General features: G+C 69.7%; 16 protein-coding genes and 1 pseudogene. 7 read left to right on the plus strand and 10 right to left on the minus strand.

Annotated features, from left to right (window positions below; all coding sequences use genetic code 11):
• Positions 1-420 (plus strand): transposase (locus BBK14_RS23590; protein WP_198541409.1); only part of this gene is annotated, 420 nt, incomplete at its 5' end.
• 495 nt (positions 421-915) lie between these two features.
• Here BBK14_RS23590 and BBK14_RS23595 read toward each other — a convergent pair.
• From BBK14_RS23595 to BBK14_RS39095, 3 genes are all read right to left on the minus strand, one after another.
• A complete protein-coding gene (locus BBK14_RS23595) occupies positions 916-1,917 on the minus strand; it encodes an aldo/keto reductase (RefSeq protein WP_071065482.1) in 1,002 nt (333 codons plus the stop codon).
• Positions 1,918-2,027: 110 nt separating this feature from the next.
• The gene (locus BBK14_RS23600) at positions 2,028-2,846 is read right to left on the minus strand and encodes a sugar phosphate isomerase/epimerase family protein (RefSeq protein ID WP_071065483.1); all 819 of its coding nucleotides are present in this window, start codon (positions 2,844-2,846) and stop codon (positions 2,028-2,030) included.
• 11 nt (positions 2,847-2,857) lie between these two features.
• The gene (locus tag BBK14_RS39095; RefSeq protein WP_241831789.1) at positions 2,858-3,283 is read right to left on the minus strand and encodes an alcohol dehydrogenase catalytic domain-containing protein; all 426 of its coding nucleotides are present in this window, start codon (positions 3,281-3,283) and stop codon (positions 2,858-2,860) included.
• Between the two features lie 313 nt (positions 3,284-3,596).
• On the opposite strand from BBK14_RS39095, the gene BBK14_RS23610 reads away from it, so the two are divergent.
• The gene (locus BBK14_RS23610) at positions 3,597-4,241 is read left to right on the plus strand and encodes a TetR/AcrR family transcriptional regulator (protein WP_338045492.1); all 645 of its coding nucleotides are present in this window, start codon (positions 3,597-3,599) and stop codon (positions 4,239-4,241) included.
• 330 nt (positions 4,242-4,571) lie between these two features.
• Entirely contained in the window at positions 4,572-5,297 is a 726-nt protein-coding gene (locus tag BBK14_RS23615; protein ID WP_083391202.1) for a TetR/AcrR family transcriptional regulator C-terminal domain-containing protein, read from the plus strand.
• A 25-nt stretch (positions 5,298-5,322) separates the two neighbouring features.
• Here BBK14_RS23615 and BBK14_RS40515 read toward each other — a convergent pair whose 3' ends face one another.
• The 4 genes and pseudogenes from BBK14_RS40515 to BBK14_RS23635 all read right to left on the minus strand — a co-directional run bounded on the left by BBK14_RS40515 (position 5,323) and on the right by BBK14_RS23635 (position 8,724).
• Positions 5,323-6,315 (minus strand): ABC transporter ATP-binding protein, encoded by a 993-nt coding sequence (locus BBK14_RS40515; protein WP_241831790.1) that lies wholly within the window; start codon positions 6,313-6,315, stop codon positions 5,323-5,325.
• A 341-nt stretch (positions 6,316-6,656) separates the two neighbouring features.
• Complete coding sequence (locus tag BBK14_RS23625) at positions 6,657-7,544, minus strand: acyl-CoA dehydrogenase family protein (RefSeq protein WP_241831791.1); 888 nt, start codon at positions 7,542-7,544, stop codon at positions 6,657-6,659.
• 175 nt (positions 7,545-7,719) lie between these two features.
• Positions 7,720-7,818: pseudogene (locus BBK14_RS40520) on the minus strand (hypothetical protein); the annotation flags it as partial.
• Positions 7,819-8,037: 219 nt separating this feature from the next.
• On the minus strand, positions 8,038-8,724 hold the full coding sequence (locus BBK14_RS23635; RefSeq protein WP_071065454.1) for a TetR/AcrR family transcriptional regulator: 687 nt from the start codon (positions 8,722-8,724) through the stop codon (positions 8,038-8,040).
• A gap of 784 nt (positions 8,725-9,508) precedes the next feature.
• Here BBK14_RS23635 and BBK14_RS23640 point away from each other — a divergent pair.
• The 3 genes from BBK14_RS23640 to BBK14_RS41395 are packed head-to-tail and all read left to right on the plus strand — an operon-like array spanning position 9,509 to position 12,065.
• Positions 9,509-10,525 carry an LLM class F420-dependent oxidoreductase gene (locus tag BBK14_RS23640; RefSeq protein ID WP_241831792.1) on the plus strand — a complete coding sequence of 339 codons (1,017 nt, stop codon included), beginning with the start codon at positions 9,509-9,511 and terminating at the stop codon, positions 10,523-10,525.
• A gap of 26 nt (positions 10,526-10,551) precedes the next feature.
• The gene (locus BBK14_RS23645; protein WP_241831793.1) at positions 10,552-11,934 is read left to right on the plus strand and encodes an AMP-binding protein; all 1,383 of its coding nucleotides are present in this window, start codon (positions 10,552-10,554) and stop codon (positions 11,932-11,934) included.
• Entirely contained in the window at positions 11,931-12,065 is a 135-nt protein-coding gene (locus BBK14_RS41395; protein ID WP_275078510.1) for a hypothetical protein, read from the plus strand. The genes BBK14_RS23645 and BBK14_RS41395 overlap by 4 nt, the downstream gene beginning before the upstream one ends.
• 268 nt (positions 12,066-12,333) lie before the next feature.
• Here BBK14_RS41395 and BBK14_RS23650 read toward each other — a convergent pair whose 3' ends face one another.
• The 3 genes from BBK14_RS23650 to BBK14_RS23660 form a co-directional block, all read right to left on the minus strand.
• Positions 12,334-13,551, minus strand: coding sequence for an acyl-CoA dehydrogenase family protein (locus BBK14_RS23650; protein WP_071065456.1), 1,218 nt, complete (start codon positions 13,549-13,551; stop codon positions 12,334-12,336).
• A 97-nt stretch (positions 13,552-13,648) separates the two neighbouring features.
• The gene (locus BBK14_RS23655; RefSeq protein WP_071065457.1) at positions 13,649-14,791 is read right to left on the minus strand and encodes an acyl-CoA dehydrogenase family protein; all 1,143 of its coding nucleotides are present in this window, start codon (positions 14,789-14,791) and stop codon (positions 13,649-13,651) included.
• Positions 14,792-14,875: 84 nt separating this feature from the next.
• Entirely contained in the window at positions 14,876-15,796 is a 921-nt protein-coding gene (locus BBK14_RS23660; RefSeq protein ID WP_241831794.1) for an amidohydrolase family protein, read from the minus strand.
• 342 nt (positions 15,797-16,138) lie between these two features.
• On the opposite strand from BBK14_RS23660, the gene BBK14_RS23665 reads away from it, so the two are divergent.
• The gene (locus tag BBK14_RS23665; RefSeq protein WP_083391203.1) at positions 16,139-17,752 is read left to right on the plus strand and encodes an acyl-CoA synthetase; all 1,614 of its coding nucleotides are present in this window, start codon (positions 16,139-16,141) and stop codon (positions 17,750-17,752) included.
• The last annotated feature ends 98 nt before the right edge of the window (positions 17,753-17,850 follow it).

Genomic DNA, 17,850 nt, shown 5'->3' on the forward strand with positions numbered 1-17,850 from the left:
GTCACCGCCAGGTGCTTCCCCAGCCACACCAGGGCCGATTTCCTCACGTTCATGGACCAGGTCATCGCGGAATACGGCGGTGCGGAGCTCCATGTAGTGGTCGACAATCTGGCCACCCACTACGGCCCCGACGTCGACACATGGCTGCGCAGGCACAAGAACGTCACGTTCCATTTCACCCCGTCCGGCAGTTCATGGCTCAACCAGGTCGAGAACTGGTTCGGTATTCTCACYCGGCACGCACTCCAGCACGGGGCGTTCGTCTCGGTCCAGGACCTCGTCAACACCATCAACAACTATGTCGAGAACTGGAACTGGGACGCCCATCCGTTCGAGTGGACAGCCACCGCAGAAGAGATCGTAGCCAAGGTGGAGGTACTCCACCGGGAATTCAGGAAGCTGCTCGCCAACAACTTGTGACGACTTTAGTTATGTGTCATCGGAAAGAATTTTGGTTTACAGTCTACTAGCTACCAGCTTTCGTCGGATGCTCCCTTTGGTCTAGCCGCCGCGCAGTTCCAGCGGTTTTCGGCCGGATCGCGGAAGTGCACCGGCCGCACTCCATCGACGATGATCGTGGTGAAGCCTTGGCCGCTTTAAACCACGAAATGCGGTGTTGCATCGACTGGAATGGGGGCCTCGCCGAAGTAGCCCGCGCCGCGTACCCGACGGCAGTCGCCGTGTGCGTTGCACGCCCCCGGCCTGGCTGCGCATCCGCCGGTACGCAGCCAGGCGCCGGCTACCGTCGTCCGATCCCCTTGCCGCTCCTCCGTCACGTGCACGAGACCTACCTGCGCGGATGGGGCGGGAGCGGCCCTGCGGCCGGAGTCGGGGGACGACGCGTTGGGGCGGGCCACCGCGTCACTCCACGCCACGAGCAGCCTGCTCGAGCCCATCGACGACAATCAGACAGGCTCATGGAGCCTCGGACTCCTGAGCGACGATCGCGTCGACGGCCGCCAGTTCCTCGGAGGTGAGCCGCCATCCGGCGGCGGAGGCGTTGGCGATGACCTGCTCGGGCTTCGTGACGCCGGTCAGGACCGACGCAACGGTTGGCTGGGAGGCGAGCCACGAGATCGCGAGCTCGAGCAGAGAGTGCCCTCGTTCCTCGGCGAAGGTTGACAGCTGCTCGACGGTGGCGAGCCGCTCGTCGGACAGCGGCGGGCGGCGGGCCATGATCCCCTGGCGGAGCATGGTACTGACCGGCGCGTCGGCACCGAGCCGTGCGTTCGGCGGCGGTGGTTCACCCCGGCGGTACTTGCCAGTGAGGAGTCCGCTGGCGAGAGGAAAGTAGGCAAGGACGGTCATGCCATTGCGCTCCACCGCCCCGAGCACGTCCTCGTGGGGGCGCTCCAGCACGCTGTACTGCACCTGACAGGACCGGTACGGCGAGAACGACGACCGAGCCGCGGTCTCGGTGGCGTCGTCCAGCATCTTGCCGCTGAAGTTGCTGCAACCGACCTCGCGCACCTTGCCGGCGCGCACCAGCCGGTCGAGCGCTTCGAGGATCTCCTCGACCGGTGTGGCGGGGTCGGGCTGGTGCTGCTGGTAGAGGTCGATCCGGTCCGTCCCGAGCCGCCGCAGGCTGGCCTCGACGGCAGCCACGATGCGCGCTGCGCCCCGCTGATCCGGGTCGGCCTCACTCTGGTTGAGGAACTTCGTGGCGATGATCGCCTCGTCCCGCCGCCGGCCGAGCGCCGCCCCGATCAGCTCCTCGGAGTGCCCTTCGCCCAGGAAGGACGTGATGCTGTATTCCTCGGCGGTGTCGAAGAGGTTGATGCCCGCGTCGAGGGCGGCGTGGACGATCCGATCGACCTCGCGCTCGTCGCAGCCAGCGCCGAAGAAGTCCGTACCGAAGTTGTTGCCGCCGAGACCGACGACGGATACCTCCAGGCTGCCGATGCGCCGAGGACTCACGCCGACGGCTCCGGGATCCGGTCGGTGCGCGGTCGGGCCCACCCCGGGCTGGTGGCCTGTACCGAGCGGCCGAGCTGTCGTCTCGGTGCGCGCCGGCCCTCGACCGTCCCTCATCGGTTGTCCACCTGGACGAGGAGCTTCCGGGCGGCGTCGACGCACCGGCCGAGCCGGTCGTGGGGACCGACACCGGCGTCGGCCTGCGAGCGGAGAGGCACCTCGAGTCCGATCACCAGGTGGCGCGGCAGCGCCTCGAGTATCTCGAGCAGTGGCAGCTCGCCGGCGCCCGGCACCATCCGTTCGAAACACGCCTCTTCCATGTAGTCGGGGATGGTGGGCACAAGCGGAGCGTCACTGAGCTGGATGTACCCGATCAGGTCAGGGTCGACGGCGGCGACCTCGGCCGGGCCGGAGCCGGACCGCACGAGGTGCATCGTGTCGATGAGGAGACGGAAGTCCGGCCTCCCCACCGCCCGGGCGGCGGCGAGCGCCGTGGGGAGGTCGGCGATCGCGAGCCCGGGCGAGAACTCCAGCGTCGTCTCCAGCCCGAACTCGGCGGCCATCTCGGCAAGCACGCCGAACTGGTCGGCGCTGCGGCCGAAGTCCGGATCGAAGGTGACGGTGTTGATCCGCTGGGCACCGAGCTCGGCCACGATGGCGACGTCGCCGGCGAGGTCACGGATGTCCATGCCGGGATGTAGCACGAACCCGTCGCCCAGCGAAACCGTCACGCCCCGATCGTGCAGGGCGGCGAGCGTCTCGCGCCGCAGGGCGAGATCGTCCCGGAGTGAGAAGGGTGGGTGGCCGTAGGGATTCGGTAAGGCGCTCAGGGCGAGCGCCACGTACTGGAGCCCGAGGTCGGCGGCCAGGCCGACGGATTCCACCGGTGGAAGTCCCATCACGCTCAGCGGCTCGATCGACAGTCGTTCCATCGTTCTCCCTCTCATAATCGCGGTCCTCGGGCCCCGCCRACCACGGCGAGGCTGGCGGTGACGCCCATGTGGCCCGGACCCAGGACGAGCAGTGATTCCCCGGGTTCCGCGGGGCGTACGAAGGTCGCCGAGTTGGACAGGCACTCGTAGACGGTGAGTTCGGTCGCCGGCAGGTCGTCGCGGAGCTTCTGCACCTCAGAGCCCGGCACGAGCTCCATGTAGTCGGCGTAACCGCCGAACAGCCCGGACGCCTCATCGACCGGGAAGCCGAACCCGTAGACGCGCGATCTCCCGTCGGCCGTCGCGACGTAGGAGCGGACGCCTACCCGGTCCCCCTCCTGCACGCTGAACTCCGCGGCCGCGGCGGGTGAGATCTGCTCGATCCGGCCGACGATCTCATGGCCCGGAACCGTGGGGAACACGCCTCCCGACGGCACCGGCGCATGGCCCCTGAACTGGTCGACGTCGCTGTGACAGATCCCGACCGCTCGACCCGGAGCACGGCGCAGCCGGGCCGGAGCCTGGGCTTCGGGATCTCGCGGAGCTGCCAGGTCTCATCACCGTTGAACACGATCGCACGCGGCAACCGAGCCTCCCCAGTTGACTGAGCCAGTGTTACCTGGCGCGTGCCCGATAAGTTAGCACTTCTCTGGCACGTGCCAGGAATTTGTTATCGTCACCGCCGTGACGGTGGCTGGGCATCCGCAGCGGCGAACGCAAGTCGAGCGCCGCGCCGCGTCCGAAGCAGCGTTGCTGCGAGCCGCGGCCGAACTGATCGCGGAGCGCGGGTTCGAGCGGACGTCGCTGCGCAGCATCGGCGCGCGCGCTGGGACGAGCCGAGAGATGCCCGCCTACCACTTCGGGTCGAAAGAGGGCTTGATCACCCGGCTGGCCGAGCGCGCCCACGAGCGCACGCTCGAGGCAACGGCCGAGGCCCTCGAGCGCACCGACCGGCGAGCCGAGGAGCTCTCCGCCCTCGAGGCGCTTCGTGTGACGATCGAGACCTACCTCGAGGTCTTCGTCGCCGCCGACGCACCCGAGGAGCGCGCTGTGGTCGTGATGTGGGGCGCGACGTTCCCGTCCGACTCCCCGCTGCCCGCCGTCGTCCACGCAGACCGGCAAACACATCGCGACCTCGCCGAGACCATCCGAGCCGGTCAACAGGACGGATCGATCCGCGCCGATGCCGACGCCGACGCCGCTGCCGTGCTCGTCATGGGGATGGCCCGGGGCATCGCAGCCCTTTCCCTCGCGCATCCCGGCGCCGCCGATCCGGCCAAAGTCCAAGCCCTTTGCGGTGAGGTCATCACCGCATCGCTCCAAGACCCGAGTACCACAGCGCCACGCGGCCCAGTAACACCGACCACATCCAGGCGGACGTCGCGGCCCGGCTAGTGAATGCCTGGCGTCTCACGCCCGCCCACCTGCGGGGCTCCAGAATCCGGGTTTCGGTCTGTGCGCTGGTCTTCTGTAGTTGGCGTGGTTGTCGGGGGTGTCGTCAGGCGGAGTCGCGGCACTCATTGATCAGTCCACCGAGGACGCGTGTGCGACGGACGGCCGAAGGACTTTCTCGCCGGTCCGGGCGGCTTCTCGGCGCAGGCCCAGCGGCGGATCATGCTCGAGAACGCCCGGGAGCTGACACTGCGCTGAATGCGCACCAGTCGCGGTGCCTGCCGACCCACGCTGCGCCGGATCGGGTGCCCCTGGAACCTGTAGAACGTGGTAGTGGACAGCACCAACCCTGCGACGCAGGACGTCGGCCAGACGCCCAGGCATGAGCGTCCCCGCCGCCGTCCTGGCCGGCCACCGCGCCTCAACCGGCAGATGGTCATCGACGCCGCGATCGCCCTCGATCCGGACAGCCTTACACTCCAGGCGGTCGCCGACCGTCTCGGAGCGGACCGTAAGGCAGTCAGTTACTACGTGTCCGGTCGAGAGGAGCTCCTCGAGCTCGTCACCGCGCAGACCCTGGCAGCCGAGCTGGAGCACCTGCGTATCCCCGAGGACAGCTGGCAGGAGGCCGTCCGCGTCTACGCACGCGGGGTGCGCCGTGTGCTGCTGCGCGAGGCCTCGCTGTCGCTCCTGATCGACAGACTTCCCGGAGCCGGCGTCCTGGTTCCGGCCGACGCGCTGCTCGCCAGGCTGCTCGACGCCGGCTTCGACGAGACCGGTGCCAGCCATGCCCTCGCCCTGATCACCCGCGTGGTGTTCACCAACGCCAAGGACATTCTCTTCGCCGCACGCTTCGCCCGGCACCCCACGCTCACCGAGGTTCAGCGCATCCTCGCCGAGCTTCCCGACGACCGGCTTCCCCACCTGCGGCGGGTCCTCGCCCGGGAGCAGTCCCCGGACGACCCGCAGGAGTCACCCTTCGAGCTTGAACTCGAGTTCATCGTGGCCGGCCTGGAACGCCTTCTTGCCAGAACCCCGTCACCGGGCGGGAACTCCTGATCCGGGTGGCGGATCGGCGTCGCTGTCAGCTCCGCCGTCGGCGTCGGTAACAGGTCGGGCGGTCTCCTCGCCAGGACCATGATCGCTGTGGGATGGGCCGGGCGGGTCCGGTCCCGCTGGCCCTGGAAGGACGCCGGCCATGCCGACGGGGTGACTCGCGAGGAGGTCGGCCCGGGTTACCGCCGCCGCGGCCAGCGAACCGCCGACCGCGTTCTCCATGCGGACCTCGCAGCCGCCTTCCGTCAGTGTCACCCCAGGCCGGCAAGGGCAGCGCGTTCGACTCCCCGAGTCTCCGGACCTGCGGGAGCGAATCATCCCGGCCTGGCCGCTGGAGTGACTGCGGTTGACTGGCGCGGCACTCCGCCCGCAACCTCGTGTCCGGGACGGGCGCGGCCGGGAACTGCCGCTGCGGGCATCGGTGCCACGCGCCGGCGACTCTGTCGCCGTCGATCCGCTTCACGACCTCTCCGTGCTCCAGCACGGCCACTCGATGCGAAGCGTGCCGCACCACCGCGAGGTCGTGGGAGATGAACACGTAGGCGACGCCGGTGGTGTTCTGGAGCTCCACGAGCAGGTCGAGGACCGCCCACTGGGACGGCGGGTCGAGGGCCGACACCGGGTCGTCGCAGATGATCAGCTCGGGGGAGAGGGCCATCGCGCGGGCGACGGCGAGGCACTGACGCTGGCCGCCCGAGAACTCGCGTGGTAGCCGTCGGCCCGCACTCGCCGGGAGACCGACCTGGTCCAGCAGCTCCCGCACCCGTCGGGCAGCCGCGGCGACCGGGACCCGCTGGGCGCGCAGTGGCTCGGCAAGGGACGTCTCAACCGTCAGCGCCGGATCGAGCGAGCTGTACGGGTCATGGAGAACAGCCTGGATCTTGTCTGCGAGGCGCTGCCGCCTGCCCCGGGACAGCCGGACGATGTCCTGCCCTTTGAGACGGATCGAACCCGAGGCCACCGGTGCGAGCCCCAGCACCGCACGGCTGAGCGTGGTCTTGCCGGATCCGGACTCGCCCACGATGCCTAGACACTCGCCAGGGCGGACGTCGACCGACACACCCCTCAGTGCTCGGACCGGGCTCTTGCGAAAACCTCTGACCGGAYAGTCGACCACGAGGTCTTCGACATCGAGCAGTGTGCTCACGTCTCGGCCTTTCGGATGCGCGGATCTTAGGTCGTGGAGAGCGGGTTCCCGGGACCGCACTTATTCCCTGCCGGGAGAAATTAAGGTACACGCAGCCGTAGGTCAAGGGACACATCGGTACCCGAGGGCCCGGCCGGGAGGCCCCTCGGTGTGGATGCGTCGCTCAGTCGTCACCCTGTGCTGTGGATGGGGTGCGCGTGGGTCTGCCGTCGCGGTTACGCCCGGGGAAGGCTGAGGAGTTGCCGGCCGATGATGCCGCGGATGATTTCTGAGGCGCCACCGGAGATGGTCAGGGCACGACCCCGGAGATAGTTGTGATACCAGCGGTCGGCGACCTCGTGGCCGCTGTCGTCGATGGACGTCGACGAGGTGAGGAGCTGCATCGCGAGTTCGGTCAGCGCTACGTTCGTCTCCGTGTAGGCGAGTTTCGCGACGGGACCGTCGCTCGGATGCTCGTCGTCGGCCAGAATCCGGTCGACGGTGTCGCGCACGATGAGCTTGACCTCCTCCACCCGCGCCAGGGCCGTCGCGAGCTGAGCCTGGACGTCTTCGTGCTCGAGGGCTGTCGTGCCGTCGGGCTGGCGGGCGGCGGCTGCCAGGGAGACCAGGTCGGCGAACATGCGCTCGAGCTGAACCGCGTTGGCGCCGACGAAGGCCCGCTCGGAGGCCAGGCCCGAGGCCACGACCTTCCAGCCGCCGTTCACCTCGCCCAGCACGTGCTCGCGGCCGAGGCGGACACCGTCGAGGAACACCTCGCAGAACTCGGCGAAACCGGTCATCTCGCGGATGGGCCGGACCTCGATGCCGGGCGGGTTCATCGGGACGACGAACGCGGTGATCCCGGCGTGGCGCTCGACAGCCGGATCCGTGCGGGCGACGAGGATCCCCATGTCAGCCCACTGGGCGTCGGTGCTCCAGATCTTCTGGCCGGTCACGACGAACCCGTCGCCGTCGGGCTCGGCGCGCGTGCGCAGTGCGGCGAGGTCGCTGCCGGCGTCCGGCTCGCTGAACAGCTGGCACCAGATGTGCTCGGCGGACCGGATGCGGGGCAGCAGCTCCTGCTTCCGGTAGACCGTCGACCAGCGGCGCCACCCGACTGTCACGACTCAGGTGCCCGAAGGCGCAGACACGCTCACCGGCCAGAACGCCGGACAGGACATCGTCGGCAACCGGATCACCAGCCAGTGCCAGGACGCGGGCACTCGCCGCCAGTCCGGCGTACGGGCTGCCGTGAAGCGCGGCCCCCAGCTCCATCGCCACGGCCACCGCCGCGTCGGGCCGCAGGCCGACGCCCCCCTTCTCCTCGGGGACGCAGAAGCCGGTCACACCGAGCTCCGCGAGGGTGCTCCACCTCTCGCGCCAGTCAGCCGCCGGCATCGACGGGGTTCCTGGTGAGCGGTTCCCAGCGTCCCACGTAGCGCGTCGCGCAGCTGGCGGATCTCCTCGGCGGCGTCGGTGGTGATCAGAACAGCATCAGCTCCCGCTTGGGCCCGGGACCTCAGTTTCGACGCCGACTTCGACATTCTGAGGCGATGTTGAGCCCACCGTMAAGCGGCGACCGCGGACCCTGGACACGGGGTCGGTGCTGCCCGACGATCAGACGCGTCGGCGAATTCCGAGCGCGTTCGTCCAGAGGATGGTGAGCTGTTGCACCGCCGTGTCGAGATCGAAACGGGAGCTGTTCTCCGTGTTGAACAGGAGGTCCGCGAAGTAGGCGACCATGCCGCCGAGCGMCTGCGCGGCGTACGCGGGGTCGACGTTGCGGTCGGCGAAGTCGGCGTCCTGGAGTATTCTCACCCGTCGCTCGATGGCGTGAGCGAAAACCTCGTGGCGTTGCAGGCGGATCTTGAGGACGTCGTTGTCGAAAGTGGCGACCTGCTGGATGACCTGCATTATCTTGGCATTTGCGGCATACGTTTCCAGATAATGGCGGTTGGCCGCGCGGATGCGTTCGATGGGATCGGTGGCGGAACCAGTCGGCTCGGGAGTGAGGAGATCGAGCTCGACAGAGTCGACCACTTCCCGGAAGATCTCCTCCTTGGAGACGAAGTACGTGTAGAACGACCCGTGGGAGAATCCGGCCAGATCGCAGATGTCGGCCACCCTGGCATGGAGGAAGCCGTCGCGCTCGAACACGACGCGGGCCGCATCGACGAGCTGGCTCCGGCTCTGACGACCTCGGCGGGTGCGCCCGGTACCGCGACGTTTGCCTACTTCGACCTCTTCGCGTCGCGCACGGGGGGCATTCGGCAGCGCGGTCCCGTGTTGGGTACGTTCAGGCACGGTGGATCCTCTCGGCGCGTGTCAACCGGCTCTGCTGGCTCGCGCCGGAACCTGATGAGCGGTGACGGGTCTGGGGGGCGCTGCCGGCACCTCGTGGCGCCCTCGGGCCCGGTCGCTGCCGCTCCCGCTCCAGCCGTGCAGGCCGGACGGCAAGTCTGCCACGACTGCGGTCCCGCGCCACGCTCGCTCCACCTCCATGATGCCTGTGCTGTGTTCCACGCTCCGCCAACATCTAGCTCGACCTCGACCTCGACCTCGACCTTGATATCGATATTTCCGATGTGACGATGTCGTGGATGTGATGCCTGCCACGGTTGAGGCTCGCCGGGCAGGTGATCGCGATGGTGTGAACCCTCGACCGCCAGAAGGCGGCATGTGGGTCGAGGGCGATGTGCACCGGTTGGGCCGCGGCTTTGCGACCCAACCGGCGGTCGTGGTGGTCAGTGATCCCGCAGCCGCGCTGCCAGGTCGCTGTCCTTCGCTGGTGACTCCATGACGAGCCGGGATCGGACGACCTTCCCGGATGCGGTGCGGGGGAGCGGGCCGTCCCAGCGCACGAGTGGCTCCGGTCCGGATGGACCGCTTGGCCCCACCGCAAGAAACATCGACGTCGACATTGACATTTGTGACCGTAGCGGCCGCGTGTCGTCAGGGCAAGCGGACCGCTTCCGCCGGGGAGTCCCGGCCTGAGGTGCGCCACCGGCGCGGTGGCGGCCCGGTAGTGGCGCCGATGGCAGGAAACTCGAAATTGACATCGAAGTTGCATACGGGCTATGGTCCGCGCGTGCCAGTGCCGAAGGTCGCGCTCGGGCTCAGCCTTGCCGGAATCCACGGGGACGCGGCATCACTCGCCGATGTCGCCCGGCGGGCCGAGCGGTCGGGATATGACTCCGTGTGGACGGGTGAGGCGTGGGGGAGCGACGCGTTCACGCCGCTGGCCTACGTCGCCGCGGTCACCAGTCGTCTCAGGCTCGGTACCGCCATCGCGCAGATGCCGGCGCGTACTCCGGCCACCACGGCGATGACGGTGCTGACGCTGCAGCAGCTTTCCCAGGGGCGCGTCCTGCTCGGGCTCGGTGCGTCCGGGCCACAGGTCGTCGAGGGGTGGCACGGCGTGCCCTACCGCCCTCCGGTGCGGATGACACGTGAGTACCTCGCCGTGTTGCGCAAGGCCCTGGCCGCGACCGAGCGGCTCGAGTTCTCCGGCTCGGTCTACACCGTTCCCTACACCGGCCCGGACTCCACCGGGCAGGGGCGTCCGCTGCGCTCCACGATGCCGGCCGCCGCGGACACTCCCATTCTCATCGCCGCCCTGGGGCCGAAGAACGTCGCCATGGCCGTGGCGGAGGCCGACGGCCTGCTCCCGTACCTGTGGAGCCCGACGCGCTGGAGCGGTGCCTGGGGGGAGGCACTGGAGAAGGCACCCGAGGGATTCCAGGTGGCCCCCACTGTCCTCGCCTGCGTCGGGGACGATCTCGACGACTGCCGTGACCAGGTACGCCCGCGTATCGCGCTGCACATCGGGGGCATGGGCTCCAGGTCCAGGAACTTCTACGCCTCGCTGGTCTCCCGCTACGGGTACGCCGACGAGGCCAGCCGCATCCAGGACCTCTACCTGGGTGGCGACCGCGCAGCGGCCTGCGCCGCCGTTCCCGACGAGCTGGTCGACGATCTGGCGCTCGTGGGTCCGCTCACCCGGATCGCCGACCAGCTCGCCACGTGGCGGGACAGCCCGATCACCACACTGATCGTGGAGCCGACCGACCTCGCCATGGTGGAACCCATCGCCAGCCTGTGGTGACGGCCGAAGGAGCGAAGGGGAGTGCCATGCCCGACCTTGCGATGACGACTGTCGCCGACCTGCTGCGGCGGCGGTCCGCGGACGATGGGACAGCTCTGCTCCTCGGTGACCAGCGGTGGAGCTACAGCCAGCTGGTCGAGGAGGCGTCCCGCCGGGCGGCGCTGTTCGAGGAGCTCCGGGACGGGGACCGCCCACCGCACGTCGGTGTGCTGTTGGACAACGTGCCGGACTATCTGTTCTGGCTGGCCGCGACGGCTTTGTCAGGGGCCGTGGTCGTCGGCGTCAACGCGACGTACCGGGGTGATCAGCTCGGCCAGCTCATCCGGCACACCGACTGCCAGCTGCTGGTCACCTCGTCCGGCTACCAGCCGCTGTTGGACGGGGTGGACACCGGTGTCGCCGCCGACCGGGTGCTGGTCGTCGACGGGCCGGACTACGCGGCACGGGTGGCGCGGCAGCGGCCGCTGCCGCCCGCCCGGCCGGTGCGGGCCGAGGACCTCTTCCTGCTGATCTTCACGTCGGGATCGACGGGCCTGCCGAAGGCGGTGCGCTGCACGCAGGGGCGGTTCGCGCGTACCGGCGCCCACGTGGCCCGGATCGCCGAGCTGGGCGACGGCGACGCGGTGTATTCGCCGCTGCCGTTCTTCCACTCCAGCTCGTTGTTCACCGGGTGGTCCTCCGCGCTGAACGCGGGGATCCCCATCGCGACCCGGCCGAAGTTCTCCGCTTCGAACACCCTGCCGGACATCCGCCGGTTCGGCGCCACGATGATCACCTACACCGGCAAGGTCCTCAACTACATCCTCGCCACGCCTGATGGTCCCGACGACGCCGACAGCCCGTTGCGGCTGGCGATCGGCAACGAGGCTTCGGTGCGCGACATCGGCGTGTTCGCCCGCCGGTTCGGCTGCACCGTCCGGGACAGCTACGGCTCCACCGAGGGCGTTGTCATCGTCCGCCGTGACCCGTCGATGCCCGCGGGCGCCCTCGGCACCGCCGATCCGACGGTCCGGGTGCTCGACGCGCAGACCGGGCTGGAATGCCCGCCGGTGACGTTCGGTCCGGACGGGCGCCCGACCAATCTGGACGAAGCCGTCGGTGAGATCGTGGAGACCGTCCCCACCGGCGGGTTCGAGGGCTACTACCGCAACGAGGAGGCGACCCGGTCCCGGTTCCGGGACGGCCGGTACTGGTCCGGGGATCTGGCCTACCGCGACGCCGACGGCTGGTTGTACTTCGCCGGCCGGTCGAACGAGTGGCTGCGGGTCGACGGCGAGAACTTCGCGGCGGCGCCGGGTTCGATCCCGCGGCGTTCGACGCCTTCCTCGCCGAGCAGCCCGACCTCGGTCCCAAATGGTGGCCGGCCTTCGTCCGGGTCACCGGGGAGCTGCCGAAGCTGGCCAGCATGAAGATTGACAAGATGCGGCTGCGGCGCGAGGCCTGGCGGGCGGACGGCGTCCTCTGGCGGCCCGCGAAGGGCGAGGCCCTGCGTCTGCTCGACGACGCCGACCGCACCCGACTCGACCCACTTCTCGGATGAGCGACGCACCGGTTCCCGAGCAGGCAGGGAACTCATGACAGCGCTGACCTCATGACAGCGCTCGAGCAACCGGACGCCAGCCCGGCACTCCTCGGCGTCTCGCGCCGGACGGGTCGAGTTCGGTTGTGCCCTGGGCGGAGCCGACCGGCGGACGCTGTTCCTGCTGACCGCGACCGACTGGACCGCACAGGCCCTGGCGGGGCGCAGAACCTCCGCCGTGACGACCCTCCGGGTCCTCGTTCCTGGGGCCGGGCTGCCCTGAGGGCGCTCAGCGGGGGAGGCCGAGTCCCCGTTCGGCGATCGTGTTCCGCTGGATCTCGTCGGTGCCACCGCCGAGGCGCAGGCCCGGGGCGAACAGCAGCCGTTCGATCCATGGCGCGGCCTGCGGGTCGTCGACGAGCGTCACCGCCATCCCGAGGATGGTGGTCGCCGCGTCGGCGCTGAGCCGGGCGTGCTCGGAGTAGAGCAGCTTCGTCGTCGGTCCGGCCGCCGGGACGGCGTGCCCGGCGGCGATCCTGGCCCGGAGCAGGTCCAGCGTGCGCTCCCGGATGACCGCCTGGGCCAGCAGATCCCGAACGCCCGGGTCGTCGGAGCAGCCGAGCTGCCTGGCCAGCCCGACGAGCTGGGTGGCGGAGCGCGCGCTCGTGCCGCCGCCGATCGCGGCCCGTTCGCTGGCGAGCATCGTCCGCAACACGGCCCACCCTTCCCTCGGGCCGCCGATCAGCCCGTTCTCCGGCACGAAGGCGTTGTCGAGGAAGACCTCGTTGAAGTGGTAGGCCCCGGACATCTGACGGAGCGGGCGGATCTCGACCCCGGGCTGCTCCATCTTCATCGCGAAGCACGACAGGCCGGCCCGGCCCTTCTCCCGGCTCCCGGTCCGGGCGATGAGCAGGGCGTAGTCGCTGCAGCCCGCGTTGGAGGTCCACACCTTCTGGCCGGTGACCGACCAGCCTCCGTCCACGGGGGTCGCCCTCGTCTGCGCGCTGGCCAGGTCGGAGCCGGCGCCCGGCTCGGACAGCAGCTGGCACCAGCCGTGCTCGCCCCGCAGGATGGGCGGCAGGTAGGCGACGCGCTGCTCGTGGGTCCCATGCCCGAACAGCACGGCGGGGACCATCTCCAGCGCGACGGCGAACATCTTCGTCGACACGCCCCACTTCGCCTGTTCCGCCACGACGACCTCGTCCTGCCAGCCCGGGGCGCCGTGGCCGCCGCACTCGGTCGGCCAGGACCGGCCTGCCAGGCCGGCGTCGAACAACCGGCGCTGCCAGGCGCGCGTGACGGTGATCGCGTGCTGTTCCTGCTCGTGGTACTCCTGCGGGGTCCGCGCGCTGACGACGTGCACCGCGGAGAAGTCCTCCGGCGATCCCTTGCGCGGCGCGTTGGCCACGAACCACTCGCGGACCCGAGCCTCGAACCGTGCTCGTCCTTCGACCCGCGCTCGTCCTTCGCCGCTGCGCCCGGGGGCCGGTGCGGGTGAGTGCTGCATCGGGTCTTCGCCTCCACACACGTTCGTAGCGACTCGGTTCACGATCACTTCGGGATGCCCGCGGCGGTCGGGCCGCCGGCCGGGCCGGCCCGCCGGTTCATTCGGACTGCTCGGCGAGCACGTACCGGGCGAGTCGCTGCCGGTGGTGGGCCGGGTGACCGAAGAGCTGCCGCGAGCTGTGCGCCCGCTTCAGGTACAGGTGCGCCGGATGTTCCCAGGTGACACCGATGCCGCCGTGGACCTGGATGTTCTCGGTGGCCGCCGCGACGAAGGCGTCACCGCAGCACGCCTTCGCCAGACTTGCGGCCAGCGGCAGGTCGGGCAGGTTGTCGGCCGCCGCCCACAGGCCGTGGTAAGCGGCCGAGCGTGCCGACTCGACGCCGAGATGCATGTCGGCGAGCTTGTGCTTGACGGCCTGGAACGAGCCGATCGGTCTGCCGAACTGGACCCTGGTCCTGGCGTGGTCGACCGCCATGTCGAGTACGCGCGCCGCCCCGCCGACCTGCTCGGTGGCGATCGCGACCGCCGCGAGGTCGAGCACGTGCTCCACTACCGGCCGGGCCGCGCCCGCCTCGCCGAGCAGCCGGGCCGGCGCCGCGGTGAAGGTGATGTCGGCCTGCCTGCGGGTCTGGTCGAGGGTGGCCCGCGGCACGCGGTGCACGCCCGGGGCTCCCGCGTCGACCGCGAGGACGCTGAGGCCGGCTCCGGTGCGGGCGACGACGAGCAGCAGCGACGCCGCGTGCCCGTCGAGCACGAACGCCTTCTTCCCCGAGACCGTCCACCCGTTGCCGTTGCTGTGGCCGTCGAGGGTGGCTGTGGTGGTGATGCCGTCAGCGCCGGCCCAACGGCTCGCGGATTCGGTGAGCGCGAGCGTGGCGACGGACGTGCCGGCGGCGATCCCGGGCAGGTAGTCGTGGCAGGCGGCGTCGTCACCCAGACCGAGCAGGGCCGAGGCGGCGAGGACCACGGTCGACAGCACCGGCGCGCACAGCAGCGAGCGTCCCGCCTCCTCGAGGACGACCCCGAGCTCGACGAATCCGCAGCCCGCGCCGCCGTACTCCTCCGGCAAGGTCAGACCGGCGATTCCGAGCTCGCCGGCGAGCTGGTGCCAGATACCGGGGTCGTAGCCGTCGACCGTCTCCATGAGACGTCTGACCTCGGCCTCGGGCGAGGTCTTGTCGAGGAAGTCGCGAACCGTCCGCCGGAGTTCGTTCTGCTCTTGGGTGAAAGCTAGATTCACGTGGCCTTCCTCAGGAGATGAAGACAGTCCGTGCGCGTGGACCGCTCGCCGGCTCGCGCGGGGATCAGCCTGCGGTGGCCAGGCTCAGTTCTTCTCGGCGAGACCGAGAACGCGGGCGGCGTTCTCCCGGAGGAATTTCGGCCACACGTCCTCCTTCAGCGGGAGCTGCGCCAGTTCTGTCATGATCCGGTCGAGGGACAGGCCCATGGGGAAGTAGCCGCCGTACAGGATCCGGTCCGCGCCGCGGGTGTTGGCGTAGTCGATGATGTTCGCCGGGTAATAGCGTGGCGAGAAGGCGCTGGTCGAGTAGTACAGGTTGGGCCACTTGATCATCAGTTTCACGGCGAGGTCGGTCCACGGCTCCGCACCGTGCCGCATGACGAACACCAGCTCGGGGAAGTCGTACATCACCCGGTCCACGAGCTCGACGTGCTGGACCATGGAYGGCACCCGCGGGCCGGCGATCCCGACCGTCACGAACACGGGGATGCCCAGCTCGACGCACTTGGCATAGATCGGATACATCTGTGGTGCGTCGATGGCCACCTGCGGCAGCACTCCGTGCGGAAAGAGGGAGACAGCCCGGACGCCCCACTGTTCATGGACGCGGACGAGGGTACGAATTCCCTCCATTCCCCGGTTGGGATCGCAGCTCCATGAGCCGACGAATCGGCCCGGGTGTTCGGTGAGTGCGCGCTCGGCGGCCTCCGTGTTCGCGCTCAGGCTGATCAGGGCGATCTCGACGCCGTGCCGGTCCATCTCGCCGAGTACGAGCGCGACCGGGTCGACGTCGTCGGCGAGGTGGCTGGCAGGCACGTCGTGGAACATGTACGCCGCCGGCATCACGAATTCGTCCCGCGACTCCTTGTCGCGTAACGAGGCCCTGATCTGTCTGTACAACGCGGCCGGATCCTGGGGGAATCCCACCATCGTGTCGATCACACCGATGTCGAACGGCCGGAGCGAGCGGTCGGTCGTGGCGGGGGGTGGGAACGTGGGAGCCACCTTGGGTACCTTCCGTGATGCTTGCGCCGCGACGCCGCCCCCCACAGCGGCGGTGGCGGTGTCCGGGCCGGGATCGGCGGCGGTCGCCGTCGGTCGGGCCGGGCCAACGATAGCCCGCGATCACTGTCGATGTCGACATCGATATCGACATGAGTTACGCTCGCCGCACGGCGGTGGATTCGCCATCAGGCCCAGGGTGATCCGGCCTCCGAGGAGTGGCCGTGCGGAGGCGGGATCCGCCGGCGAGGTCGGTATCGCGGCTCAAGGTCAAGATCCCATTCCGAGCTGGTCGCGTCCATGGCGACTGAGGACTCCGCGCGCGGTCCTGAGGCTGGAGGACACATGTATCCCGGCACCCACGCGGCGTCCGCTCCGGACCGGCCCGCGGTCGTCATGGCCCGCAGCCGGGAGATCGTCACCTACGGTGAGCTGGACAGTCGTTCCGCCCAGCTCGCACGCCTCCTCCACGCCCGCGGGCTGCGCGCCGGCGACGTCGTCGCCCTGTTGGCGGAGAACCATCCCCGCTTCCTGGAAGTGCTGTGGGCGGCGGTGCGCTCGGGCCTGTACCTGACGGCGATCAACCGCTACGTCACCGCGGACGAGATCGCCTACATCCTCCGCGACTCACAGGCGTCGGCGCTCGTGGCGACCGCGAAGCTCGCCCCCGTCGCCGGCACGGCGGTGGCGGACGTGGCGGGGTGCGAGACCCGCCTGATGATGGACGGGGCCGTCGAGGGTTTCGAGCCGTACGAGGAGGCGATCGCGTCGTTCCCGGCGCAGGCCCTTCCCGGGCAGCCGTGTGGTGAGCTCATGCTCTACTCCTCGGGCACGACCGGGCGTCCCAGGGGGATCAGGCGGCCGCTGCGCGGGATCGAGGTCGGGGACCCCGTGGCGGCGGGCGGCGCGCTGATGTGCCAGCGGCTCGGCGGCATGGATCAGCGGTCGGTGTACCTCTGCCCGGCGCCGCTCTACCATGCGGCCCCCCTCGGCTGGGCGCGGGGAGCGCACGAGCTGGGCGCCACCATTGTGATCATGGAGAAGTTCGACGCGCGGGAGATGCTCGAGCTGATCGAGCGGGAGCGGGTCACCCATGTCCAGGCGGTCCCGACGATGTTCGTCCGGCTGCTGAAGCTCCCGGCCGAGGTCCGCAAGGGCTACGACCTGTCGAGCCTGCGGCGGGTCGTCCACGCGGGTGCTCCGTGCCCCGTCCCGGTGAAGCGCGAGATCATCGAGTGGCTGGGCCCGATCGTGACCGAGTACTACTCGGGAACCGAGGGCGCCGGCATGACGGTCATCGCGTCGGCCGAGTGGCTCGACCATCCCGGCTCCGTCGGCCGGCCGGTGCTCGGCACGATCCGCGTCTGCGGGCCGGACGGCGCCGAGCTGCCCACCGGTGCGACGGGCTCGATCTACTTCGAGCGGGACGGCACCGTCTTCGAGTACCACAACGATCCGGAGAAGACCCGGTCGGTGCGGCACCCCGAGCACGAGAACTGGCTGTCCTTCGGTGACCTGGGCTACGTGGACGACGACGGATACCTGTACCTCACCGACCGGAGCGCGTTCACGATCATTTCGGGCGGAGTGAACATCTACCCGGCCGAGATCGAGGCGTGTCTCGCCGTGCATCCGGCGGTGGCCGACGTCGCCGTGTTCGGACTGCCCGACCCGGAGATGGGCGAGTACGTGCACGCGGTCGTGCAGCCGGCCGAGGGTGTACGGGCCACGGCGGAGCTGGCCGAGGCGCTGCGGGCCCACGTCCGGGAGCAGCTCGCCGGGCCGAAGGTTCCCCGGGTCGTCGACTTCCAGGCGGAGCTGCCGCGCCTGCCCACCGGCAAGCTCTACAAGGTTCCGCTGCGGCAGAAGTATCTGGATCGCCTGGCGGCCCGCCCGCCGGCGGACTCGCGGACCCCGCCCGCCGCGGCGTCGTCGGGTTTGTCAGGAGGAGTGCGGTGAGCGGGCACGACGAGCTCTACATCGACGGGCGCTGGACCAGCCCTGCCGGCTCCGAGCTGTTCGAGGTGGTGTCCGCGGCCACCGAGGAGATCGTCGGA

This window comes from Parafrankia soli (genome assembly GCF_001854695.1).
Classification (GTDB): Bacteria; Actinomycetota; Actinomycetes; order Frankiales; family Frankiaceae; genus Parafrankia; species Parafrankia soli.